At 47.5% G+C, this 21463-nt stretch carries 15 protein-coding genes and 1 riboswitch; of the genes, 6 read left to right on the top strand and 9 right to left on the bottom strand.

Annotation, left to right across the window (positions count from 1 at the left end):
* Positions 1–66 precede the first annotated feature (66 nt).
* Both A4U59_RS15035 and A4U59_RS15030 read right to left on the bottom strand, forming a co-directional pair.
* Complete coding sequence (locus A4U59_RS15035) at positions 67–1227, bottom strand: S1C family serine protease (RefSeq protein ID WP_070121292.1); 1161 nt, start codon at positions 1225–1227, stop codon at positions 67–69.
* Positions 1228–1241: 14 nt separating this feature from the next.
* Positions 1242–2279 (bottom strand): FxLYD domain-containing protein, encoded by a 1038-nt coding sequence (locus tag A4U59_RS15030; protein ID WP_070121291.1) that lies wholly within the window; start codon positions 2277–2279, stop codon positions 1242–1244.
* A 373-nt stretch (positions 2280–2652) separates the two neighbouring features.
* Here A4U59_RS15030 and A4U59_RS15025 point away from each other — a divergent pair, with 373 nt between their 5' ends.
* Positions 2653–2985: a hypothetical protein gene (locus A4U59_RS15025; protein WP_070121290.1), complete on the top strand. Its 333-nt coding sequence runs from the start codon at positions 2653–2655 to the stop codon at positions 2983–2985.
* A gap of 573 nt (positions 2986–3558) precedes the next feature.
* Here A4U59_RS15025 and A4U59_RS15015 read toward each other — a convergent pair.
* From A4U59_RS15015 to A4U59_RS15005, 3 genes are all read right to left on the bottom strand, one after another.
* Positions 3559–4872, bottom strand: a complete 1314-nt coding sequence (locus tag A4U59_RS15015) for a DUF4139 domain-containing protein (RefSeq protein ID WP_070121288.1) — start codon at positions 4870–4872, stop codon at positions 3559–3561.
* Positions 4873–5043: 171 nt separating this feature from the next.
* Positions 5044–5847 (bottom strand): MBL fold metallo-hydrolase, encoded by an 804-nt coding sequence (locus tag A4U59_RS15010; protein WP_083270871.1) that lies wholly within the window; start codon positions 5845–5847, stop codon positions 5044–5046.
* Between the two features lie 49 nt (positions 5848–5896).
* Positions 5897–6622, bottom strand: coding sequence for a GNAT family N-acetyltransferase (locus tag A4U59_RS15005; RefSeq protein ID WP_070121287.1), 726 nt, complete (start codon positions 6620–6622; stop codon positions 5897–5899).
* 663 nt (positions 6623–7285) lie between these two features.
* On the opposite strand from A4U59_RS15005, the gene A4U59_RS15000 reads away from it, so the two are divergent.
* Positions 7286–7966, top strand: a complete 681-nt coding sequence (locus A4U59_RS15000) for an acetate uptake transporter (RefSeq protein WP_083270869.1) — start codon at positions 7286–7288, stop codon at positions 7964–7966.
* Between the two features lie 271 nt (positions 7967–8237).
* Here A4U59_RS15000 and A4U59_RS14995 read toward each other — a convergent pair whose 3' ends face one another.
* Entirely contained in the window at positions 8238–9680 is a 1443-nt protein-coding gene (locus A4U59_RS14995; RefSeq protein ID WP_070121286.1) for a PAS domain S-box protein, read from the bottom strand.
* 711 nt (positions 9681–10391) lie between these two features.
* Between A4U59_RS14995 and A4U59_RS14990 the strand changes: the two genes are divergently transcribed.
* The 3 genes from A4U59_RS14990 (at position 10392) to A4U59_RS14980 (ending at position 12622) form a co-directional block, all read left to right on the top strand.
* Positions 10392–10853, top strand: coding sequence for a YwpF family protein (locus A4U59_RS14990; RefSeq protein ID WP_070121285.1), 462 nt, complete (start codon positions 10392–10394; stop codon positions 10851–10853).
* Between the two features lie 327 nt (positions 10854–11180).
* The gene (locus tag A4U59_RS14985) at positions 11181–12122 is read left to right on the top strand and encodes a hypothetical protein (RefSeq protein WP_070121284.1); all 942 of its coding nucleotides are present in this window, start codon (positions 11181–11183) and stop codon (positions 12120–12122) included.
* Positions 12123–12178: 56 nt separating this feature from the next.
* Positions 12179–12622 carry a hypothetical protein gene (locus A4U59_RS14980; protein ID WP_070121283.1) on the top strand — a complete coding sequence of 148 codons (444 nt, stop codon included), beginning with the start codon at positions 12179–12181 and terminating at the stop codon, positions 12620–12622.
* A 146-nt stretch (positions 12623–12768) separates the two neighbouring features.
* On the opposite strand, the gene metH is transcribed toward A4U59_RS14980, so the two are convergent.
* From metH to A4U59_RS14965, 3 genes are read right to left on the bottom strand one after another with little or no spacing between them, the layout of a single operon-like run.
* Positions 12769–16224 (bottom strand): methionine synthase, encoded by a 3456-nt coding sequence (gene metH, locus A4U59_RS14975; RefSeq protein ID WP_070121282.1) that lies wholly within the window; start codon positions 16222–16224, stop codon positions 12769–12771.
* Positions 16214–18082, bottom strand: coding sequence for a bifunctional homocysteine S-methyltransferase/methylenetetrahydrofolate reductase (locus A4U59_RS14970; RefSeq protein WP_070121281.1), 1869 nt, complete (start codon positions 18080–18082; stop codon positions 16214–16216). Before A4U59_RS14970 ends, metH begins: the two co-directional genes overlap by 11 nt.
* A gap of 20 nt (positions 18083–18102) precedes the next feature.
* The gene (locus A4U59_RS14965) at positions 18103–19212 is read right to left on the bottom strand and encodes a methionine biosynthesis PLP-dependent protein (protein WP_070121280.1); all 1110 of its coding nucleotides are present in this window, start codon (positions 19210–19212) and stop codon (positions 18103–18105) included.
* A gap of 143 nt (positions 19213–19355) precedes the next feature.
* Positions 19356–19460, bottom strand: a riboswitch (SAM riboswitch).
* A gap of 170 nt (positions 19461–19630) precedes the next feature.
* On the opposite strand from A4U59_RS14965, the gene A4U59_RS14960 reads away from it, so the two are divergent.
* On the top strand, positions 19631–20686 hold the full coding sequence (locus tag A4U59_RS14960; protein WP_070121279.1) for a sulfite oxidase: 1056 nt from the start codon (positions 19631–19633) through the stop codon (positions 20684–20686).
* Positions 20687–21463: the final 777 nt, after the last annotated feature.

Raw genomic sequence — 21463 nt, 5'->3', positions numbered from 1 at the left:
CGCCTGGATTAAATCAATCCAGGCGCTGACAAATTCATATGTTATTAAAAAACCCAAATAAATACCTCACTCGATTTTCTCACCGTCACCTGACAGGATTTTCGCCTGGTCATTTTCATAGCCGACTTCATAAGTGACCCGGTATTTGCGGTACTGCTCTTTTCCATCTGTACGCTCGAGCGCTGAAATGACTGCAACTGCTTTTGCTTTATTTCCGTTTACCGAGACATCAAGATTATCAATCGTTACACTCTTTGTCGGAATGTAGCCTTCCCGGAACTCCGCATAGGAATTACTCGCCTGCCAGCTGCTGCCAAGAAGGGAGTATGCTGTGACATAATCTCCGTAGTTCAGGCTTTCATAAAAATACGTAACGAGGTAGCGTGCGAGACCGCCGATTTCGCCATCCGTTTTAGCAGGCTGGTCTGAAGGTGCAGGACCGGTGCTTGTCTGGGACTGGATAGTCTCCGGCACATCGCCCATCGGCTCATTTGACCATTTCTCAATCATCGGCATATAGTCGATGATCGGGACACTGAAGCCGATTGTTCCTTTTTCAGCTTCAGCTGAATTGATGCCGATCACTTCGCCGGTTTCTTTAAGGATCAGCGGTCCGCCGCTGTTTCCGGGAGCAATCGCTGCGGAAATTTGGTACACATCCTCGTATTTATATGGGTAAATCTCAAAGTCCCTGTCCGTTCCGCTTATGATTCCGGTCGTCACAGTATTTTGAAGGCCAAACGGGCTTCCGAGGGCCAGAACTTCGTCTCCAAGCTCGGCGCGTGCATTCTTCTTAATTTCCAGAGGTTCACCGCCAGCCAGATCAGGAACCCTCACGAGTGCAACATCTTTATCTTCCCCGATTCCGATTACCGTACCTTCGTAGACATTGGCATCGGCTGTTTTGACGCTGACCGTCCTGGCCCCGTCGACGACGTGTGCGTTAGTGATGACATCGCCTTTTTCATTATATAAAAACCCTGAACCGATCGATCCGGTTTCCTCAACTTCAATCATCATGACCCGTTTTTGGCTGTCAAAGATGATTTCTTTAAGTGCCTTATCCTTTTTCTCAGAAGACTCGATTTCACCAGTGTTTACAGGTTCAGCAAGCTTCGCCTCTGCACTTAATTGTGATGGCAATTCATCATTCAAGTACAGGAAAATGGCGATGCCTCCGCCCCAGATCATTAATGTGGCGATGATGCTTGGAATCCACTTTCCCATAATCCATCCCCTTCTTACTTGACGACCCAGGATAAATCATCAATGACTGCTTCAGCTTCTTTGATAGCGTTAATATCCTTTGAAACACCGTAATAACGTTTTTCAAAAAAACCTTTCTCACCCGGCTCAATGGAATGCGGGTAAACCACTGCGGCGTCCTCACCGATGAAGTTGCCTTCGTTATCATTGACAGAATAAGCGACCTCTACAGATTCGACTGGCCGTGTGCCCGTATTTTTCACTTCGCCGGTGATTGTCAAGTCACCGTATTCATCAAGTTCCGCCTTGATATTTTCAACCTTCACCGCTTCGTTCCGGTTTTTCATTTCTTCACGTGCAGCAGCCACCATCGCTTCTTCCAGCCGCTTTTGTTCAGCCTGTTCGAACTGCTGCTGTTCACTTTGTATCCTCTGACTGAATGTCACGAGTTTTTCCTGGCTGCCGGCGTATTGCATCGCCCGGTTGATTATGCTTTCCGCTTCGGTAAAATGTTTTGCTTTCAGTTTTTCCGCTGCTTCCTTTATGCTTATATCAATGATTCGGGTAACAATATCCTGCTTGACTGCGTTTGCTTCCTCGGAAGAAAGCGTATAGATCGCCGATAGTTTTACTGACAGCTCATCGACTGTTTCCAGGTCTTGCAGCTCGGACTTTATCTTTCCGATTGTCACTTTGCTTTCAGAATCAGCGATTTTCACATAAAATTCTTCAGTCAGCATGCCCTTGTCCTTATCAAGCGACTTTTTCAGATCGGACAGCACATTAGATGCTTCATCATATTCCTTTTTTTGAATGTGTGCTGCCGCTTTTGCCAGCTCTTTCTCAAAACCGATTGCGGCCTGGACGGCTGCCATATCCTCTTTCACAGGCTCAAATTCAGGACGGCTCGCGGCCGCCTTCTGTAATTGCTTCTCAGCCTGTTCATAGTTTCCTTCAAGCGCAGCAGCCTCAGCTTTAGTTAAAAGAGCAAGAACTTCTTCATTTATGTTTTTTTCGTACGAATAATAGTAAAATAAGCCTACCCCTGCTAAAAGCAGGCTGATTACAGGCATTAACCATACCAAAATACGTGACTTGAAAAGTCCGTTCTTTTCTTTAAGTTGGCTTCGCTGCGCTATTTCTTTATCCAGCTTTGCACCGCAATGGGGGCAAAAAGAAGCATTCCCATCGTAACTCTTTCGGCAAGACCGACAATACACAGCTTTTCCTCCCTTACTGAATCTCTCATCTTTGCAGCTGTACAGAACAGATGCAAAATGTGTCAATTTTTAGTATACCTGAGTGGCAGGTATACGACTATAGGCAGTTTTAACTTTTTAATGAGATTGTTAGATTTCTGAAACATTTCTTGCCGACCAGGGAAATATCGGGGAAAAATAGAATATAGTATTTAAAAGACTCTGTCTTCGAACGGGGGATGAAAAAATGAAAGGATCTGCTCTAATCTTCACACTGCTCATCCATCTGGCAGCCGGAACACTGCTGGTGCTCAGCATCGTATATATTCCAGAAAAACTGTTGCTTACCAGGCTTGTTCTGCTTCTGTATGTCCTGTTTGCAGCAGGTGTGCTCGTGATGCTCGAACAGCTTCCGAAAACGATATACTTGCTCGGCACCTTCCTGCTTTTCGGGACGGCGGGCGGTGCTGCTTTTTATGAGGAAGGCATTACATTTCTCTCCATTGCTGGACTTATTCTTTTTCTCGGTTTTTTCCTCGGAAACTATCTCTTTTTGTTTAAACAGCCCGGCAGAAAGTGAATGGTCGCAGTATGCGGGGATAGAGGGACTGAGTTTTCGTTCAGTGCTAATATTTTAGGTTCCTAATGAGTTATAGACGCTGAATCCGTGTTAAATGCTAATATTTTAGGTCCCGCACGAATTAAAGGAGCACTGAATCTTTATTCAGTGCTCGTATTTCTAGTTTCAGACGAATTATAGGAGTCTGAACCTTCATTCAGTGCTCGTAATCCGGGTTCCGCACGAATTATAGGTACTGAATCTTCATTCAGTGCCCTTATTCTAGGTTCTGGTTCAAATTATAAGCACTGAATCCACATTCAGTGCCCCTATTCCTGGTTCCTGCCCCATCAAAATCACAGAAACACTCTTTCCCGTACCTATATTTATCGCCAAACAATTACAGGCACTGAATATCAATTCAGCGCCTCTCCGCAAAATATATCCCCATTCCATACTTATATCTAATCCCGGAGTAATCTGTAATCTAACAAAAAACAAAGACCAAATCCCTTTGCAGTTAAGTCTGCAAATTCGCACCCTATCCCGTTGGTTCCGCATTAAAAAAGGAAAGTACTCAGCAGAGGCCTTTTCTTATTCATCCTTTTTCACTTTCACTGTAACCCTGTCATCTGTGCGGTACTTGAAGGTAACCGTTTCTTCAGAAGCTGCTGGCACTTTGACCCAGAACACGATTGCAGAGGCGGTTTCCTTCTCGTAGTCATGGCTTGTATCGACCATTTTCCAGTGTCTGTCATAGATGTGATGGGTGATTTTCATCAGTGCAGCTTCATCTTTTTGATTTCGGATGTTGTATTCATACGTTTCATACCCGTACCCTTCAACTGACTTCCAGCTGTCTGCTTTCCAGCCCTCGCATCTGATGTCAAATGCGTCGCCAAGATAAAGCTGAACCACCTCATTCCTCGGGGTATGCCCGATTGCATCTTCTCCGGAAAATTCAAGTGAATGGTCATCCGGATCGTTCTGATATACCTTTATCTTTCCTTTTGGAAGGGGCATGCCAAGGTTTGCCTCCGGCGTGTTCCGGAACTCAAGCGTAATTCTTGCTCCATCATAATGTCTCGTATATTCATAGTATTTTTTGAAAGGTACATCGGAAGCTTGAAGAAAATTCACCTGCTTTGATTGATTGTTCCTCAATGTGGACGTTCTCTGCAGTGTGTACATATGATAGTCGGCAAATGCTTTTTCGGTGAACCCTTCTTCACTCATTTTCACATTTGATTCGTACAGCACAGGATAGTCGAGATCATCATCTTCTTCGACCCTGCGGACATCCCCCGCTATCAGCTTGATTTGGGCATCTTCATATGTCGTTCCCGAATGGTTGTCGATTGTGACCCATCCCGCCAGCTTGAACGTCTCCTCACCGAGTTCCAGTACATAGTCGGCAATCCAATCAAGACCCTTCGTCAAGTAGGAGACATTGATTTCCGCAGCCGTTTGCGGGACGACCTTCCAGATGAGCGACGGCCGGACGATCAATTCCCCCGGAAGCCCGGGCAATATCAATTCACCTTCCGGATCAACAACGATTTCCTTTGTTTGAACGTTTTCCAGCACCAGCCCGCTGCTGACACTGAGAAGCCGGTATTCCTTCTTAGCTTTTGTCTCTTTCTCCATTACATAGACATGCTGATCAAGATATTTTTCCAGCAATTTTTCTTTGCTGACAAGATCATAGTCATAATTCATTTCCAGCAGTTTCAATCCATCAACCAGTATCGAATCTGTCTCAATTTTTTCGGCTACATCGAGATAAAGGACTTCCGTGATTTCATTTGTTACGTTCACATTCCTCGTCTCTTTGACTACTCCGAAATTATCGTTGTAAATCGTGATCGCCAGCCGGCTGCGGTCTTTCATCGTTGATTGCAGGCGCATATCATTTCCTCCTTGAAATTCATTTCACTTACAATATTAGGCATGGCACGGTGGGAATCCTTTTTTTGAAAAACTTCACTGAAAATCAATCCCGGCAAGTATCAATACAATAGGGCCTTATATGTAAAAAGCAGCATAGCAGAAAATGCAACTGTTCTGCTGATGCTGCCTTCAATAGCCTTTTTTCAGTCCTTCCGTAATCGAACGGACGATATGGTATGGTGAGTTCTCAAAGAAAGAAACGATATTGAGGGGTGAGATTTTCGGAAAAAGCTGCTTTTTGATCTGGCGGGGCGGAACCCCCTGTTCATATAATCCTTTCACTTCTTCCTGTATAGCTGTCAGGTAATTCAACTTCTCGCGGAGCGCTTCTTTTCCATCTTCTATGAATCCGGAGTGTGAACAAATGAGATAATCGAAATCATATCGGAGTAGGGTTTCAATGGACTTTACCATCTCGGGGACAGATTCAAAGGCAAACATCGACTTCGGATGGCCGCTCAAATAAAGGTCTCCGCTGAATAGCCTTCCATTTTCCTTGTCCAAAAGAGCCACGTGGTCATGGGCATGTCCGGGCGTATGGATGACATCAAAACGATGCCGTTCCGTTTCAATCACTCCCGGCACATTCTGCGGACGAAAGGCTTTCCTCTTTCCCCAGAACAGCCTTCTGTACAGCGGGAGCCTGGCATCCATTTCCGCCTGCGGATGGCCGGTCTTGTGCAAGTAAAGCGGAATAGCCGTGTTTTGTTCCAGCCAGGCCGCCATGCCGGTGTGATCCTCATGGTGGTGGGTAAAAACTGCCTGTTCGACTTTACGGCTGTTGAAAAATTGGATGAAATCCCCTCTTAGACGAGAGGGACCGGTGTCAATCAGCAGTCCGTCTATAAAAAAGTAGTATACGGTCATCCCCACATTGAAACTGGATACCCGTGATTGGACCATGGTGAGCCCGTCCCGATCGATAATCTTCACAGCTGTTCCTCCTTGAATGAATGCCTGTTCAGTTTCCTGTTATTCTATTTTAGCATACATATAATGGATGCTTGCCAATTTTATAAAACCCGAGACTCTCTGCCAGTTTCTGCGAACCCGCATTTTCTTCATCACATTCCCATTTAGGGTGCCGGCCCCGTTTTAAGCATTCCCTGATAAATGCATGGACGACCATCTTTCCATATCCATTTCCACGGGAATCTATATCCGTGAAAATATCCGGATCCCCGTAATCATTTGTACAATAGGCCGAAACCGCCTCACAGACCACTTTGCCTTTGCTGTCGGCCAAATACAGCCCAATTCCTTTTTCCAGAAAATTCTCTGTGCCCTCCCAATATAAATCAAAAAATTTCTCCGGATACTGGGTGCTCTCTTTTATCTGGTTTTCCCCAATCGGCCCTAATGTATATCCAGGAGGGATTTGCGGAAGCGCCAATTGATCAAATACACCCTGATCGAACATAAAACCTGTCCGTATAATCTTTTTCTTATGCTGACCCCAGCCATCGATTGCGGTTTCCCATTTTTCATCAGCAAACAGAACGAAAGGCGATTTTCCGGTGAGCTGCTGTTCCATCAAGGGCTGCACCATATGGGCTAAGCCGGGGTCGCCTATCAGATGGTGAATCCCATTTGAAAGTTGAAAGACGGCACATCCCGGGTCATTGGCATTGTCTGTATAAACGGAACCGTTTACGATTCCTTCGAGAATAGAATAAGAAAATGTGTGATTAAATGTTTCCCTGTCCAATAATTGTTTTATTGCAGGATAATCCCTAATTCATACTTTCTTCATCAATATCTCCCATTTCATTCTCAAGGTCTTCTGGCTTGAGGCAGACTAAGACATGATTAGAAGGGCTGTCCTCCCTATTCCCACAGACTCGGAAAAACCCATCGGAACCAGGTTAATGGTTCATTTAATTATTGTATTTTTACCATAAAGTAAGTTGTTCACTCATTATTCTTCCAAAAGACATATTGGCTTATTTTATGACTCTCGAGTGAATAGTCTAAATTCATTAAAGAATTCCCTTTATTCTAAAATTATATTTGGATAACATTTTCTGTTGTGAACGTATTCATACCCGTGTAAAATGAAACCGGATAAAAAAGAGGCCTTTTCTCAGGCGGAAATCTTCGGAATGAACACCATTCCATCCCATAAACCAAGCGGGGGGCGGTCCAGGTGGTCTTTCCCCCGTTATGCACCAGTCCATCTTTCACTTTTTTCACTGGCGGTTTTATTAGGTTCCGCTCAGCAAAAAAGGAGACAGAATGATAATTTCACCAGTCTGACACATTTTTGCGCGGACAAGGAATCTTTGTTTTTGTGCAGAGAACAGGAAACAAGAGACTCGCTGGCTGCTTTTTTATCAGATTCTATCAATAACATTGAGAAGGAGTTAACATCATGAATCAATCACAAACCACTCAGCGGATTCAAATCACAACAGCAGACCCTTCTGCACTCGGTCTTTTCGGGCTGGCTATGGTTACCCTTGTAGCATCCTCCGCAAAACTCGGATGGACAGACGGGGTTTCATTCGTTTTACCGTGGGCCATTTTCCTGGGAGGACTTGCTCAGCTATTCGCAAGCTTTCATGATGCGAAGCATAATAACACTTTCGGCACAACAGCGTTTGGGGCATTCGGCCTTTTCTGGCTCGGTATCGGCACATCATGGCTGATCGAGTATGGTGTATTCGGCGAGGCGGCAGCTGCTGCCGTTGATTCCAGACAATTGGGAATTGCGTTTATCGGCTACTTGATCTTCAGCTTATTTATGACAGTTGGCGCTATGGAAACACACAAAGTCTTATTTATCATTTTCGTCTTAATTGATTTCCTATTTATCGGTCTTGCTTTCTCCACTTTAGGCATTGCACCTGAGGCGATGCACCAACTGGCAGCTGTATCAGAACTGCTGATCGCCTTATTCAGCTTCTACGGTTCTGCTGCTAGTGTCCTGAACACCCACTTTGGCAAAGTGATAATACCAGTGGGCAAACCGTTTGGAATTTTTATCAAAACGCCCGCTGCCCGCACACGAACAATCGGGCCTTCCAAATCGTCCCACTCTGCAGGTTCTTGATTGGCCGGTATGGTGCCCCGCACCTGCAGTTTATCTGATATGTTACACAGTCTGCTCTAGATGAACAATAAAGGACCTTCCGAGTGGAAGGTCCTTTATTTCCACCAGCAGGGAAATATTTCGAGGCAGCGCCAAATTTTCTCAATATAGCTGACGCCGGAAGGCTCGCCAATCGGCGGGTTTTCTTTATATGCAGCATATCAGCCGGGTTTGCCTATACTGTTAAGCAGGATTTCCAGGATTTTGCAGCACCCCTCACTTTGAAACCGGCTTACTCCTTGAATTCTTCATCTTGCTTCTGGTCGACCGGCAGTACAATCGTAACCTTCGTCCCTTCCCCGACTTCACTCTCGATTCCAAGTGATCCTTTATGAATCTCAATGTTTTTATAACTGGTCATCAGGCCGAGTCCTGTCCCTTTTTCTTTTGTTGAATAAAACGGTTCACCGATGTGTTTGAGCCTATCGGCTGGAATACCGGAGCCATTATCAGTTACTTCTATTTTCACTGTTTTTTCATCTGCCTGAACCGCTGTCACCCTAACTGTCCCTTTTGCATCAAGTGACTCGAGTCCATTTTTTATAACATTTATGAGCACCTGCTTCAATAACCCTGATTCACACTCAATTTCCTCCATATCCGGGTCAATGTCGCACATGATCTGATGGTTATCCAGTTGGGCCTGTGTTTCCAGCAATGTGACCACCTGTTTGATGAGCCTCGCAAGACTTGTCTGTTCAAAGTGGATATCTACCTTCGGTTTTGCCAGTGTGAGAAACTCATTGATGATTGTTTCGACCCGGTCCAATTCCTCGAAAACGATATCTGTATACGTGTCACTGTATGTCTTTGTCTCTTTGAATAACTGCATGAACCCTTTCACCGATGTCAGCGGATTTCGGATTTCATGGGCTACTGCGGCGGCGAGCTGCCCCACCATTGACAGTTTTTCAGAACGCTGCAGCCACTGATTCATTTTATTTCGTTCCGTCACATCACGAACAATGGCTTGCACAGCCGGCCGCCCGTTGAAGTGTGTGTTGAATGCTGTCACTTCAACTTCAATTGAAGTACCGTCAACCGCTGCAAGCTCTGTTTCGAATCGTTTCGGTTCAAGGCTGCTGTTCGGAAATTCTTCCGGCTGTCTGCGCACTGGTACGCGTTCCGGTTTTGTGAAAAAGGAAGACGTTTGCAGCCCCTCAATCTCATGGGGAGAACCGGCACCAAGCATCCGGGCAAACGCCGGATTCACGTAAAGAAACCGCTCATCATGGACAAAAATGCCGTCCGGTGCATGCTCAACAAGACTGCGGTATCGTTCTTCACTTTCTTCAAGATCCTGCAGCATCTTTTTCCGCTCGGTGATGTCCTGCACCTGTGAATAAATAAAAGGCTCCCCGTCTGTCCCATCTTGAATGATGGAAGCATTCAGCAGCCCCCACCTGAAGCCGCCGCCCTTTCTGCGATACCTCTTTTCCATCTGGTAATGGTTGATTTCCTGCCGGCGGAGCATCGCAAACCGCTCCTCATCCGAATCATAGTCATCCGGATATGTGATCCCGAAAACACCCAATTCCTTAATTTCTTCTTTCGAATAACCTGTAAACTCGCAAAATGCATTATTCACATCAGCAATGCTTCCGTCCATATATAAAAGCGCCTGTCCAACGCCGGACTGGTAAAATGTTTCCGCAAATAATGAATGATCTTTCATAGAACCTCTCCTTCAAGCCATCCTAACAGACAGCTGCACCATGGCAATACCGGCAACACTGCCCGGGTTTTCCCCGACCTCGTGCATTTGCCGCGCCTGTCCAAATCGTGACATGTCTTTCTCTTATTATATATTTTCTATATGTGATAAAAAAGCCTTATCCCCTATATGTAAGTTGTTCCAATACTGAGTAGAAAATGTATATAACAGGTGAATAATATACTAAAACACAGTTTGCTTAACACCATAACTATTCGTTTGAATAGCAAACAAAAACGCAAGAGTTTTAACAGCCAAACGGTTTTATTTATATTGTCTTATTATAGCAACCCAGCTGGCTTGGATAAGAACAAGCATTCCTGGGCCCATTATTAAAGGAAGAGGACTCTTTGTTACCTAAAAGCTCTGCTTAATCATATGAAATGGACTTTTTCTTGAAAGTTACATATTTTTGCTGTTCCCGACACCCGTTTGGCGGCCGAATGTAAAAGCTAATTGACATCCAATCGAAAATCCCGCTTTTCAGCTAGCCTGACTTCGGCCGTTGCAGCCCCTGCCCGCACTGGACGACTGTTTTCGCCTGCCCGCCAACCCGGCTGGGGGACAATGCTTTCTCCCAAATCAGAAAAGTACTAGATGTTTATGTTTATCCGCTATATACTTATGGAAGAATAGAAATACGGAATCTCATTTAAAAAGGAGAAAATTGGAATGAAAACATTCAAACTGAAATCCTTTTTTATCCTTTCTGAAGAAGGGACCCAATCAAAACTTCATGAAATCCCCCTGGTTGACGGTTTGATTATTAATAGAGAAGAGGCCAATCACAGATGGCTCATCGAAGCCCTTGCCCTGGAAGAAGATGTTGCCCATGTGATAAATGAGCTTGAGGCCGGCGACTTGAAAGTGGAGGTCACCATCACCAAAAGGGATAACCCTCCTGCTGCATTTGTGGCCAGGCTCAGGTCAATCACTAAGCTTGAAGAGCATATAAGCGTCCTCCTTGATGCAGTTATGATCCAGGATAAAAAAGACGTATCAGATATCCTTCTTGGCGACCTGATCGAAGAAGGATATACAGGAGACGATCTTCTCGAGAAATTTAAAAAGATCAAAAAAGATCGCGGAAAAGAATACCGCGAGAAACTCGCCAATTATTTGCAGGAAAAATAAGATAAGGCACGCTTTCCGATGAAGGAGGCGTGCTTTTTTTTTTGCTGGAATGCTGGAACATTTTGGGGGCTGATTCGTATGGAAAAGGAAAGCGGCTTTTTGGCGGCGGGTGTGGTTTGCGAATTAGTCTGGTAAAGTCCGGTTTTCGGGTCTCTGGACTTTGGTTCCGTATAGCATTGGAATAATGTGGGGTCATCTTGGCTGTCGTCCGTTTCCATAATTCCGCTGCTTATATTTTTTGACACACAGATTAGCCGAACGTTTTACATAAGCCATAGAACTTACCGCAGTCACGCAATCAACTGAAAAAAGACAGGAGGGCTAAACTTGATAGAACAATTAAACAAGCAGCTTGAAGCTGCCAAAGACAAAAAACGGCATAAACAAAAATGGGAAGCACAGCTGCAAAGCTACCGGCAGGAGTTGGAAATCAAAAAAGGCGATGCTGCCCGACAGCGAAAACAGCTCGAGAAAGAAGAGGAAGATGTCAATAAGCTTACCGGTATGAGCCTGCAAAATCTTGTGGCTGCGATTTCGGGATCGAAGCAGGAACGCCTTGAAAAAGAGCAGCAGGAAGCGATTGCTGCACGGGTGAAGTACGATGAGGCAACACTCGCGGTAAAAGAGATTGAAGAGGAAATCGAGCAGCTTGCAAGTATACTGGAATCGGTTAAACAGGCTGAGCTGGACGTTCAAACGGTGCTGGAAGAAATCGAGGAAGCGATCACCGACAGCAATTCCCCGCTTACCGAAGAACTGCACAGCATCAATGACCAGGCCGCCGAGTTTAAGGCACTGCAAACAGAAATTTCAGAAGCGGTGACAGCAGGCGAAAACGTCATGTCCTCGCTCGGATTTGCAGAAGAATCCCTCTATAAAGCGAAAAATTGGGGTACATTCGACTTGCTTGGCGGCGGATTACTGTCAACTGCAGTAAAACACAACCATATCAATGATGCCAGAGACACCATCCATGCAGCCCAGAAAGACATGCGGATCTTCCAAAAAGAATTGATCGATATCAATCAGGAACTGCATCTCTCGATTGATATTTCCGGACTTCTTACCTTCGCAGACTATTTCTTTGATGACTTTTTCAGCGACCTCCTTGTCCAGGGGAAGATTAATAAAGCCCTTGATGAAATCGAAGAGCAGAAAGACAAGGTGGGAAGACTGCTTGGCGACCTCGGAACCCTTAAGCAAAATGTTGAAAAAGATCTTAAGGACCTGGAGAGCCAGCGTGTTGATTTGCTGGAAGGCTCGGTTTAAAGCGGTAGGATGTTCAACTGAATTTTAAGTCAATTCATCTGGGAAGGGGCGCCTTTGTGAAATCAAAGAGGCTTGCGTGGTTCTCCACTTTTTTTATTAGTTTGATTATGTTAGTTGGAATCTATTTCTTTGTTTTTGATTTTCAGTATATTCGTTATGAAATAACAGAGCAGGACCAGCTGGTCATTTATGAGGGCCTCAACAATCCCATGACTGTTATGAACTCTGATGTAAGTAATGAAGAGGAAAGCCTAGCTATTCTGGACACATATATGGAACACTTTAATCGCTGGGTATTGGCTGCCGCTGTCATTGCTCCGTTTTTTATTGCTGCCTATGTCATTTTGTTAAGCGAAAAATTCATGGGTGATCATCCGATGAAGAAAAATTATATCCTAATCACTGTAACAGTTAACGCAGCAATTTTGTTGTTTTTCGCTTATCTATGGCTTCGTTATGCCGTCTTAGTGAACGAAGCAGTTCATGAGGTGCTATTCTAGGATAAGCAGAACTGCACATCAATTCATTTATGGGCACGGAAACCTGTGAGATTTCATTTGAGCCAATCAACAATTCCCTTTGCTTTATCTAAATAAAAAAAGGGTTCCTGCAGCAATCATGTGCAGGAACCCTCCTCTTTTCAGCTCTACAACACATTAAAATATCTCGCCTGCGGATGGGCGAATACCATCGCTGACACCGATGCCTCCGGTGACATCATGAAACCGTCCGTCAGGTCGATGCCGGCATCTTCAGGAGTGATAAGCCTGAACAGCTTTTCCTGGTCCTCCAGATCCGGACAGGCCGGATATCCGAATGAAAAGCGCTGGCCCTGGTATTTGGCGCTGAACCGCTCCTGCATCGTCATATCCGGACGGTCCGGGAAGCCCCACTGATCGCGCATCAGCTGGTGCATCCGTTCCGCGAAGCCTTCGGCCAGTTCAAGTGCAAGCGCCTGGACGGCATGGCTTTTCAAAAATTCGCCGTTCGCCTTGTATTCTTCGGCCTTCTCTCGTACTTTACGGCCGGAAGTGACCGCCATAAAGCCGGCATAATCCATCGTGCCGCTCCCTTTTCCACGGAGAAAATCGGACAGGCACAGATGCGGCGGCTTGTTCTGGCGTGGAAATTCAAAGGTTTCGAGAACCTTTGCATGATCGTCCGGCTGATAAATGAAAATAGTGTCGCCGTCTTCCTGGGCCGGGAAGAACTGATACACACCGGCCGGTTCAAAAATAGGTTCCGCTTCATGCTCGGCCAGAATACCATCGATCACTTCTTTCAGTACGACCGCTTTTTCGTGTTTATCGGCGAGCATCTCATTGACTTTTCCCTTTAAACCGAGATGATGGCCGAGCAGCATTTGCATGTTCACGTAGGGAAGCAGGTGCGCGACGGGAATATCCTTCAAAATATGCCGGTCTGTGTCCTTTGGGACGTAAACAGGTGCTTCGGCGATATCAGCCTTTTTCGTTTTTACAGCGACGGCCGTCGCAGATCCGGATGCTGCCGCGGGAGCCTTTGCGGCCTGGCGGCTCTGCCTTTCACCAATTTGTTCAAGCAAACCGGCGCGCCTGCTTTCATTTTGCAGGTCGTTCGCAAGGGAAAGACCTTGCATAGCGTCCTTTGCATAAATGACCGGGCCTCCGTATTCCGGAGCGATTTTGCCGTCCGTGAATTTCCGGGATAAAGCTGCGCCCCCGACAAGAATTGGCAGTTCGATTCCCGACGCCTTCAAGTCCTGGGCGGTGATGACCATTTCCCGTGCCGATTTGACGAGCAGTCCGGAAAGGCCGAGCAGATCCGGCTTTTCATTGCGGATCGCTTCGATCAGCTCTGCAGGCGTCACCTTAATGCCAAGATCGACAACGTTAAAGCCATTGTTGCTCAAAATGATATCTACGAGGTTTTTGCCGATATCATGGACGTCCCCTTTTACGGTGGCAAGCAGCACTTTTCCTTTGGACGAACTGTTATCATTCGTTTCCATATACGGTTCAAGGTGGCTGACGGCCGCTTTCATTGCCTCGGCACTCTGAAGCACTTCGGCCACAATCAACTGGTTGTCGTTGAAAAGGCGGCCTACCTCGGCCATCCCGTCCATCAGCGGCCCGTTAATGATATCAAGCGGGTCTTCATATTTTTCGAGCGCTTCGTCAAGATCTTTATACAAGCCCTCTTTCGTTCCTTCAATGATATAGGCAGAGAGCCTTTCTTCAAGCGTCAGCGATTCAGACTGCACCTTCGATTCCTTTTTCTTCCCGCGGTAAAAAGCCGTGAACGCAGCAAGGGTCTCGTCATTCGTATTGAAAAGCAGGTCATCGGCAAGCTTCACTTCCTCTTCAGGAATGGAAGCATAGCGCTCCAGCTTTTCCGTATTGACGATCGCATAATCAAGGCCCGCTTTTGTGCAATGGTACATGTAAACTGCATTCAGCACTTCACGACCGACCGGAGGAAGGCCGAAAGATACGTTGCTTACACCCAGGATCGTCAGTGACTCCGGCAGTGCTTCTTTAATGAGCCTGATGCCTTCAACTGTCGCCTCCGCCGATCCTATATATTCCTCGTCTCCTGTTCCGACCGGAAATACAAGCGGATCAAAAATCAAGTCTGATGGCTGGAGGCCGTACTTATTGACAAGCAGATCATGGGAACGGCGGGCGACTTCAAGTTTCCGTTCAGCTGTCACCGCCATTCCTTCTTCATCAATTGTTCCGACGACGACCGCACCGCCGTATTTTTTCAAAAGAGGGACAACAGCGGCAAACCGCTCCTCCCCGTCTTCAAGATTGATCGAGTTTATGATCGCCTTGCCCTGCGAATGGAGAAGGGCCCGCTCAATGACATCTTCATCAGTTGAATCGATTACGAGCGGCACTTTCACCTTTTTGACAACCTCACGGATGAACCGGTCCATGTCCTGGACCTCTTCCCGATCGGGATCAGCGAGGCATACGTCGATAACATGGGCGCCGGCCTTCACCTGGGCCCGTGCGACTTCAGATGCTTCCTCGAACTTTTCCTCGCGGATAAGCCGCTTGAATTTCTTCGAGCCGATGACGTTCGTCCGTTCACCGACAAGGAGCGGCCTCATCGATTCGTCATATACCAGCGGCTCAATTCCGGAAACAGCATGGCCATGGGTATGATCGAGGATTTGCCGCGGCTCATACTCACCTACCGCTTCTGCGATCGCTTCGATATGCGCGGGTGTTGTGCCGCAGCAGCCGCCGACAATGTTCACCCAGCCTTTTTCCGCAAAAGCCGCCAGTTTTTTGGCGAGCAATTCCGGCGTCTCATGGTAATGGCCTTCTTCGTCAGGCAGCCCGGCATTCGGGTAACAGCTCACTGCTGCAGTCGCAAGGCCTGACAGTGTCCGCAAGTGATCCGTCATGAACTCCGGGCCTGTCGCACAGTTCAATCCGACTGAAACAGGCTCCATATGCTCGGCTGACAGATAGAATGCTTCGATATTCTGTCCTGCAAGCGTCGTCCCCATCGGTTCAATCGTTCCGGACAGCATGAGCGGAATTTTTTTGCCGGTCTTTTCGAATGCCCGTGCAATGCTGTTGAAACCTGCTTTTACATTCAGCATATCCTGGCTCGTTTCAAGCAAAAGCAGGTCGGCGCCGCCGTCAATCAGGCCGCGGGCCTGCTCTTCGTATGCATCGGCCATTTTTTCAAACGTCGAGCCGCCGGTTACGGACAGTGTCTTTGTTGTCGGGCCCATCGATCCCGCGACAAAACGCGGCCACTCATCAGTCGAGAATTCGTCTGCTGCCTGGCGGGCAAGCTTTGCCGACTCCACATTCAACTCGTAAGCCCTGTCTGCGATATCGTATTCAGCAAGGACAATGCTTGTCGCACCGAACGTATTCGTTTCGATGATATCAGCTTTTGCCTTCAAATATGTCCGGTGTATATGGAGAAGAAGATCCGGCCGGGTCTCCGTCAGGATTTCATTGCACCCTTCGAATTCGGGCCCGCCGAAATCTTCCGCGGTCAGCTCCGCATCCTGGAGCATCGTTCCCATTGCCCCGTCGATGACCAGTATTTTTTTCTTCAATTGCTGCTGAAACAATGCTGTGTTATCTGCCATGTGTCATCTCCCTTTCCGCCTTCTTCAACCGGTCCTTCTCATGGATATATTCCGTCAATTCGACACTTAAATCATACCGCATAAACGGTGTGATCAAATAAATTCCATTGAATAAATCATAAGCTGCGTCAATCAGCGACCTGGATATGGCGAGGCCTTCCTGCCTTGCTTTTTCCTTATCGCCTTCTGTCAGGGCCATCCGCCTTCTGATATCATCGGAAAGCTTGATCCCCGGGACCTCATTGTGGAGGAATTCAGCATTTCGGGCGCCTGTCAGCGGCATGATGCCGATATATACCGGTTCATCAAGATCCTTTACCGCTTCATGGACTTCAATCAGCTGCTTCTCGCTGTAGACCGGCTGGCTGATGAAGTAGTCCGCACCTGCTCTCGCTTTTTTGCGGAGCCGATCCACCGCCCTGTCAAGATACTTCACGTTCGGATTGAAAGCGGCCGCAACGGAGAACCTCGTCCTTTCCTTCAGCGGCTGCCCCGAATACGAATAGCCTTCATTCATTTTCTTCATCAATTCGATCAATTCAAATGAGGAGACATCAAAAACGGATGAAGCACCCGGAAAATCGCCGACCCGGGCCGGGTCACCCGTAACAGCAAGAATCTGGTCAATGCCAAGCATATGCAATCCCATCAAATGGGACTGGGTTCCGATCAGGTTGCGGTCGCGGCATGCGACATGCACGAGCGGCCGGACTTTTACCTGCTCTTTTAAAATCGCTGCAGCAGCCATGTTGCTGATGCGCGGGGAAGCCAGTGAATTATCGGCCATTGTCAGCGCGTCAATGCCTGCTTTTTTGAGCGCCCGGGCCCCTTCGATGAACGACTCCGTTTCCAGGTGTTTCGGCGGATCCAGTTCAACAATGACCGAGCGCTTGCTTTGCACCGCTTCATGCAGATGAGACCTGCGGCGTCGGTCGATTATCAATGTATGAGCAGGCGGTTCCGTTTCTGTTTCCGGAAGAATCACTTCTTTATGTTTCACAGGCACAAGCCCTCTTAAGGCATCGGCCATCGCTTCGATATGTTCAGGCGTCGTCCCGCAGCAGCCTCCGATCAATCGCGCACCCTGTTCGCGGAATGAACGGGCCGCCTCTTCAAAATACGCCGTCTCGGTTTCATACACGAACCGCCCATCCACAAAATCCGGCAGGCTGGCGTTCGGATAAACCGACAGGACCGCTTGCTCAGGGAGCGGCACCTGCTCCAGCGCCTGAATCATATGATAAGGGCCGAGACGGCAGTTAAGGCCAATCACATCAGCGCCAAGTTTTTCTAGTTCAGCGAACGCATCTGCAAGCCTCATCCCGTTTTGCAGCCGGCCGGCTTCGTGCAGGGAAACATGGGCGACGATCGGCAAATCAGTGGTTTTGCGCGCCAATTTCACAACCTCTGTCAGCTCTTCAAAATCATAATACGTTTCAAGGAGAAGACCATCAACTTTCTCGCTCAACAGGCTCTCTGCCTGCTCAGTAAAGCTGGCCCTGATTTCTGCCAGTGATGCCTCGCTTTTCCGGATGCCGCGCAGGCCGCCGATGGTGCCTAACACGTATGCTTTTTCCCCTGCTGCCTGTTTGGCGAGTTTTGCTGCCGCTGTATTGATTTCCGAAACTTTGTCTTCCAGTCCGTACCGGGCGAGCTTGATGCGGTTCGCGCCGTATGTGTTCGTCTGTATGACATTCGCGCCGGCGTTCACATACGCTTTATGGACATTCAGCACATCGTCAGGCTTCGTGACATTCAATTCTTCAAAACAGGTACTGATTCCGTTCGTATATAACAGAGTTCCCATCGCCCCGTCACCTATTAAAATACCATCCTGTAAATCTTTCAAAAATCCCATGCTTCCCACTCCTCTCCTTTTTATTGGACCGCCTTTGCCTCTTTCATGCCGCTGAAAGCAAGTTCAAGATCGTCTATCAAATCATATACATGTTCAATCCCGACGGAGAAGCGGAGCAGCCTGTTGCAGACCCCGTTAGCGGTTCTGATTTCCTCCGGGATATCCGCATGGGTCTGTGTGGCCGGGTACGTGATGAAGCTTTCCGGGCCGCCGAGGCTTTCCGCAAAAGTGATCAAGCGGAGGTGCTGCAGTAACGGCTCCACCCATTCTTCTTTTTCCAGCCGGAACGACAGCATGCCGCCGCGCCCCGGGTAAAGGACATCCGTCACTTCTTCCCGTTCCGCCAAAAACGCCGCAATCCGTTTGGCATTGTATTCATGCCGTTCCATCCGGAGCGATAATGTCTTCATCCCGCGCGCCAGCAGCCAGGAATCAAAAGGTGACAGGACAGCGCCGCTCGTGTTCTGGTAGCTGCAGATTTGCCCGCAAATTTCTTCCCCTTTTACTGCAAGCAAACCCGCCAGTACATCATTGTGACCGCCAAGATATTTCGTCGCACTGTGGATGACGATATCCGCCCCTTCGTCGAGCGGTTTTTGCAGGATCGGCGTGTAAAAAGTGTTATCGACAATCAAAAGCAGCCCGTGTTCTTTCGCAAACTCGGCCGCCTCCCTGATGCTCACTTCTTCCATCAACGGGTTCGTCGGCGTTTCCAGGAAAACCGCCTTTGTGTTTGCCGTTCTTCTTTCCGCAAAATCCTCAACTGTTTTTCCATATTGTATGTTGATGCCGTATTGCTTCCAGCTCGTTTCAAAAAGCCGGTATGTGCCGCCGTACAAATCGGCCGATACAAGCAATTCGTCTCCAGGCGCGAACAAGCAAATGAGGGCCTGTATCGCTGCCATCCCTGAACTGAACGCGAATCCTTCATCCCCATTTTCAAGACGGGCAATCGCATCTTCCGCCACTTCCCTCGTCGGATTGCCGGTACGTGTATAATCATAGCCGCCCGTCTGTCCGACCTGTTCATGCCGGTATGCAGTCGAGAAATAAACAGGGTGGTTGACTGCCCCTTTTTCATCTGTCCTGTTGCCGATCTGTGCCAAAATTGTATCTGTATGCTGTCCCATACGTTCTCCTCCTTGTTGTCATGATGGAAATGCCAGAATTGCCGCCACTATCCGAAAACGTTCATCGCTTTAACGCAGCAAACAGTAAATATAATAAAAAAAGCCTTTTCTGGAAGAAGAGGCTTTACAGATTCATGTATTTCCCCTTATCTCCCAGGCTTCTGCCTGGCTGGACGTAGCACCGGGCCTTTTCAGGCTGGTTGCTGAGATATCACAGGGCCAGATCCCTCCATCTCTCTTGATAAGTGTCGGTCAGACTATTCAATTGATCATTGTTTTTACCACTTTACAATGGAAAGCGCTTTAAACGCAAGAGAATTTTTTAAAAATTTTCATTTTTTTCTCTAAGCAATCTCTTCCACCTGCTCACTCATATAAAAATGACTTCCTTAATAAAATGCCAGAGGGAGGAATTCAGATGAAAAAGATCCGGCCTTACTTAACAACAAGAAGCCTTCATCCGGAAAATCAGGAGGCGCCGATTCATTTCTTGCACAGTGATCATATTCCCGGGAAGCTTTTTTACCGGCGCAACCATTTCGCTTACCCGGAAAACGTGAGCCCTGCCGGACATCTGCTTATCAGCGGGCTTGTCCGGCAGCCTTACTTGTTCCGCTATCAGGACTTCCACTCCATGCATTCAAAAACCATTACAGCTGTTTTGGAATGTGCAGGTAATAAACGGGCAAACTTCAAGCCGGCAGTATTCGGCGAGCAATGGGAAGACGGCGCAATCGGAGAGGGCCGCTGGACAGGAGTGCCGCTGCATCATCTTTTTTCCATGACAGGTCTGTCATCTTCAGCCAAAGAGGTTGTTTTTGAAGGATGGGATAAAGGAGAACGGACAGATATGGATGGAACGGTTCCCTTTGCCCGCAGCCTGCCGGTTGAAAAAGCACTGCATCCAGACACGATTCTTGCCTATGAATACAATGGCAGGCCTCTCTCATTTAAGCATGGATTCCCCCTTCGCCTTATCGTCCCGCAATGGTACGCTATGTCCTCGGTAAAATGGGTGAAACGAATAACGGTCATCGATCATAAGTTCCAGGGACCCTTCCAGTCAATCGATTATAACTATTATCCCCACCCCGACAGCGACTGGGACAAATTTCCTGTAACGACAACTCATGTCAATTCAATCATCCAAAAACCGCTGGACTACGAAATTCTGAATACCGGCATACATGAGATCAAAGGGATTGCATGGTCTGGTGAAGGAGAAATCACAGCAGTGGACATCAGCCTGGACGGCGGCCAGACATGGAATCAGGCAGGGTTAAGCAAACCGGCAAATGAACAGTACGCCTGGACAAAGTGGAGCATCGACTGGGAAGTGAGAGAACCCGGGGAGTATGAAATCAGGGCCAGGGCGTCTGACTCCGCCGGCAGGACTCAGCCGGCAGAGGCCTTTTGGAACCGGAAAGGATATGGATATAATGCTATTCAGGCGGTGCACGTGAAAGTAGAATGAGGGAGTGGAAAGGACGGAACAAGGGGCTTTGATTTATAGTGGAGAAGTTATTTAGGGGCGGGTATGCCTCATGAGGATTGGATCTGAGCGGTGTATCGATTTTAACGCCTATATTTTTTGTACAGACAGCATTCTGGACCTGAAAGAGGGTTCAGTGTGTTTTGTGGAAGCAGTGAACGGAGAGTCGGTTCCTGTAATCAGGTCAATGAGGGAATTATAGGCACGGGAATACTGTTCCCGTGCCTATAGTGATGGGAAAGGATGCTTTATAAGCATGGGATTTCGGCTTCCGTGCCTATAATGGAGGACAAGGATGCTTTATAGGCACGAGAACACGGCTTCCGTGCTTATAATGAAGAACAAGGATGGTTTATAAGCACGGGAACACGGCTTCCGTGCCTATAATGAAGAACATGGATGGTTTATAAGCACGGGAACACGGCTTCCGTGCCTATAATGAAGAACATGGATGGTTTATAAGCACGGGAACACGGCTTCCGTGCCTATAATGGAGGACAAGGATGCTTTATAGGCACGGGAACACGGCTTCCGTGCCTATAATGGAGGACAAGGATGCTTTATAGGCACGGGAACACGGCTTCCGTGCCTATAATGCAGGAAGACTACATTACAGGGACTGAATAGGGGTTCAGTGCTTCTAATCGGGAACGAAGGCTGCATTACGGGCACTGATTCAGAATTCAGTGCCTCTAATCGGGAACGAGGGCTGCATTGCGGGCACTGATTCAGAATTCAGTGCTTCTAATCGGGAACGGA

This window comes from Bacillus marinisedimentorum, assembly GCF_001644195.2.
GTDB classification, from domain to species: Bacteria; Bacillota; Bacilli; order Bacillales; family Bacillaceae_O; genus Bacillus_BL; species Bacillus_BL marinisedimentorum.
This window is presented reverse-complemented; position numbering and strand designations above follow the sequence as displayed.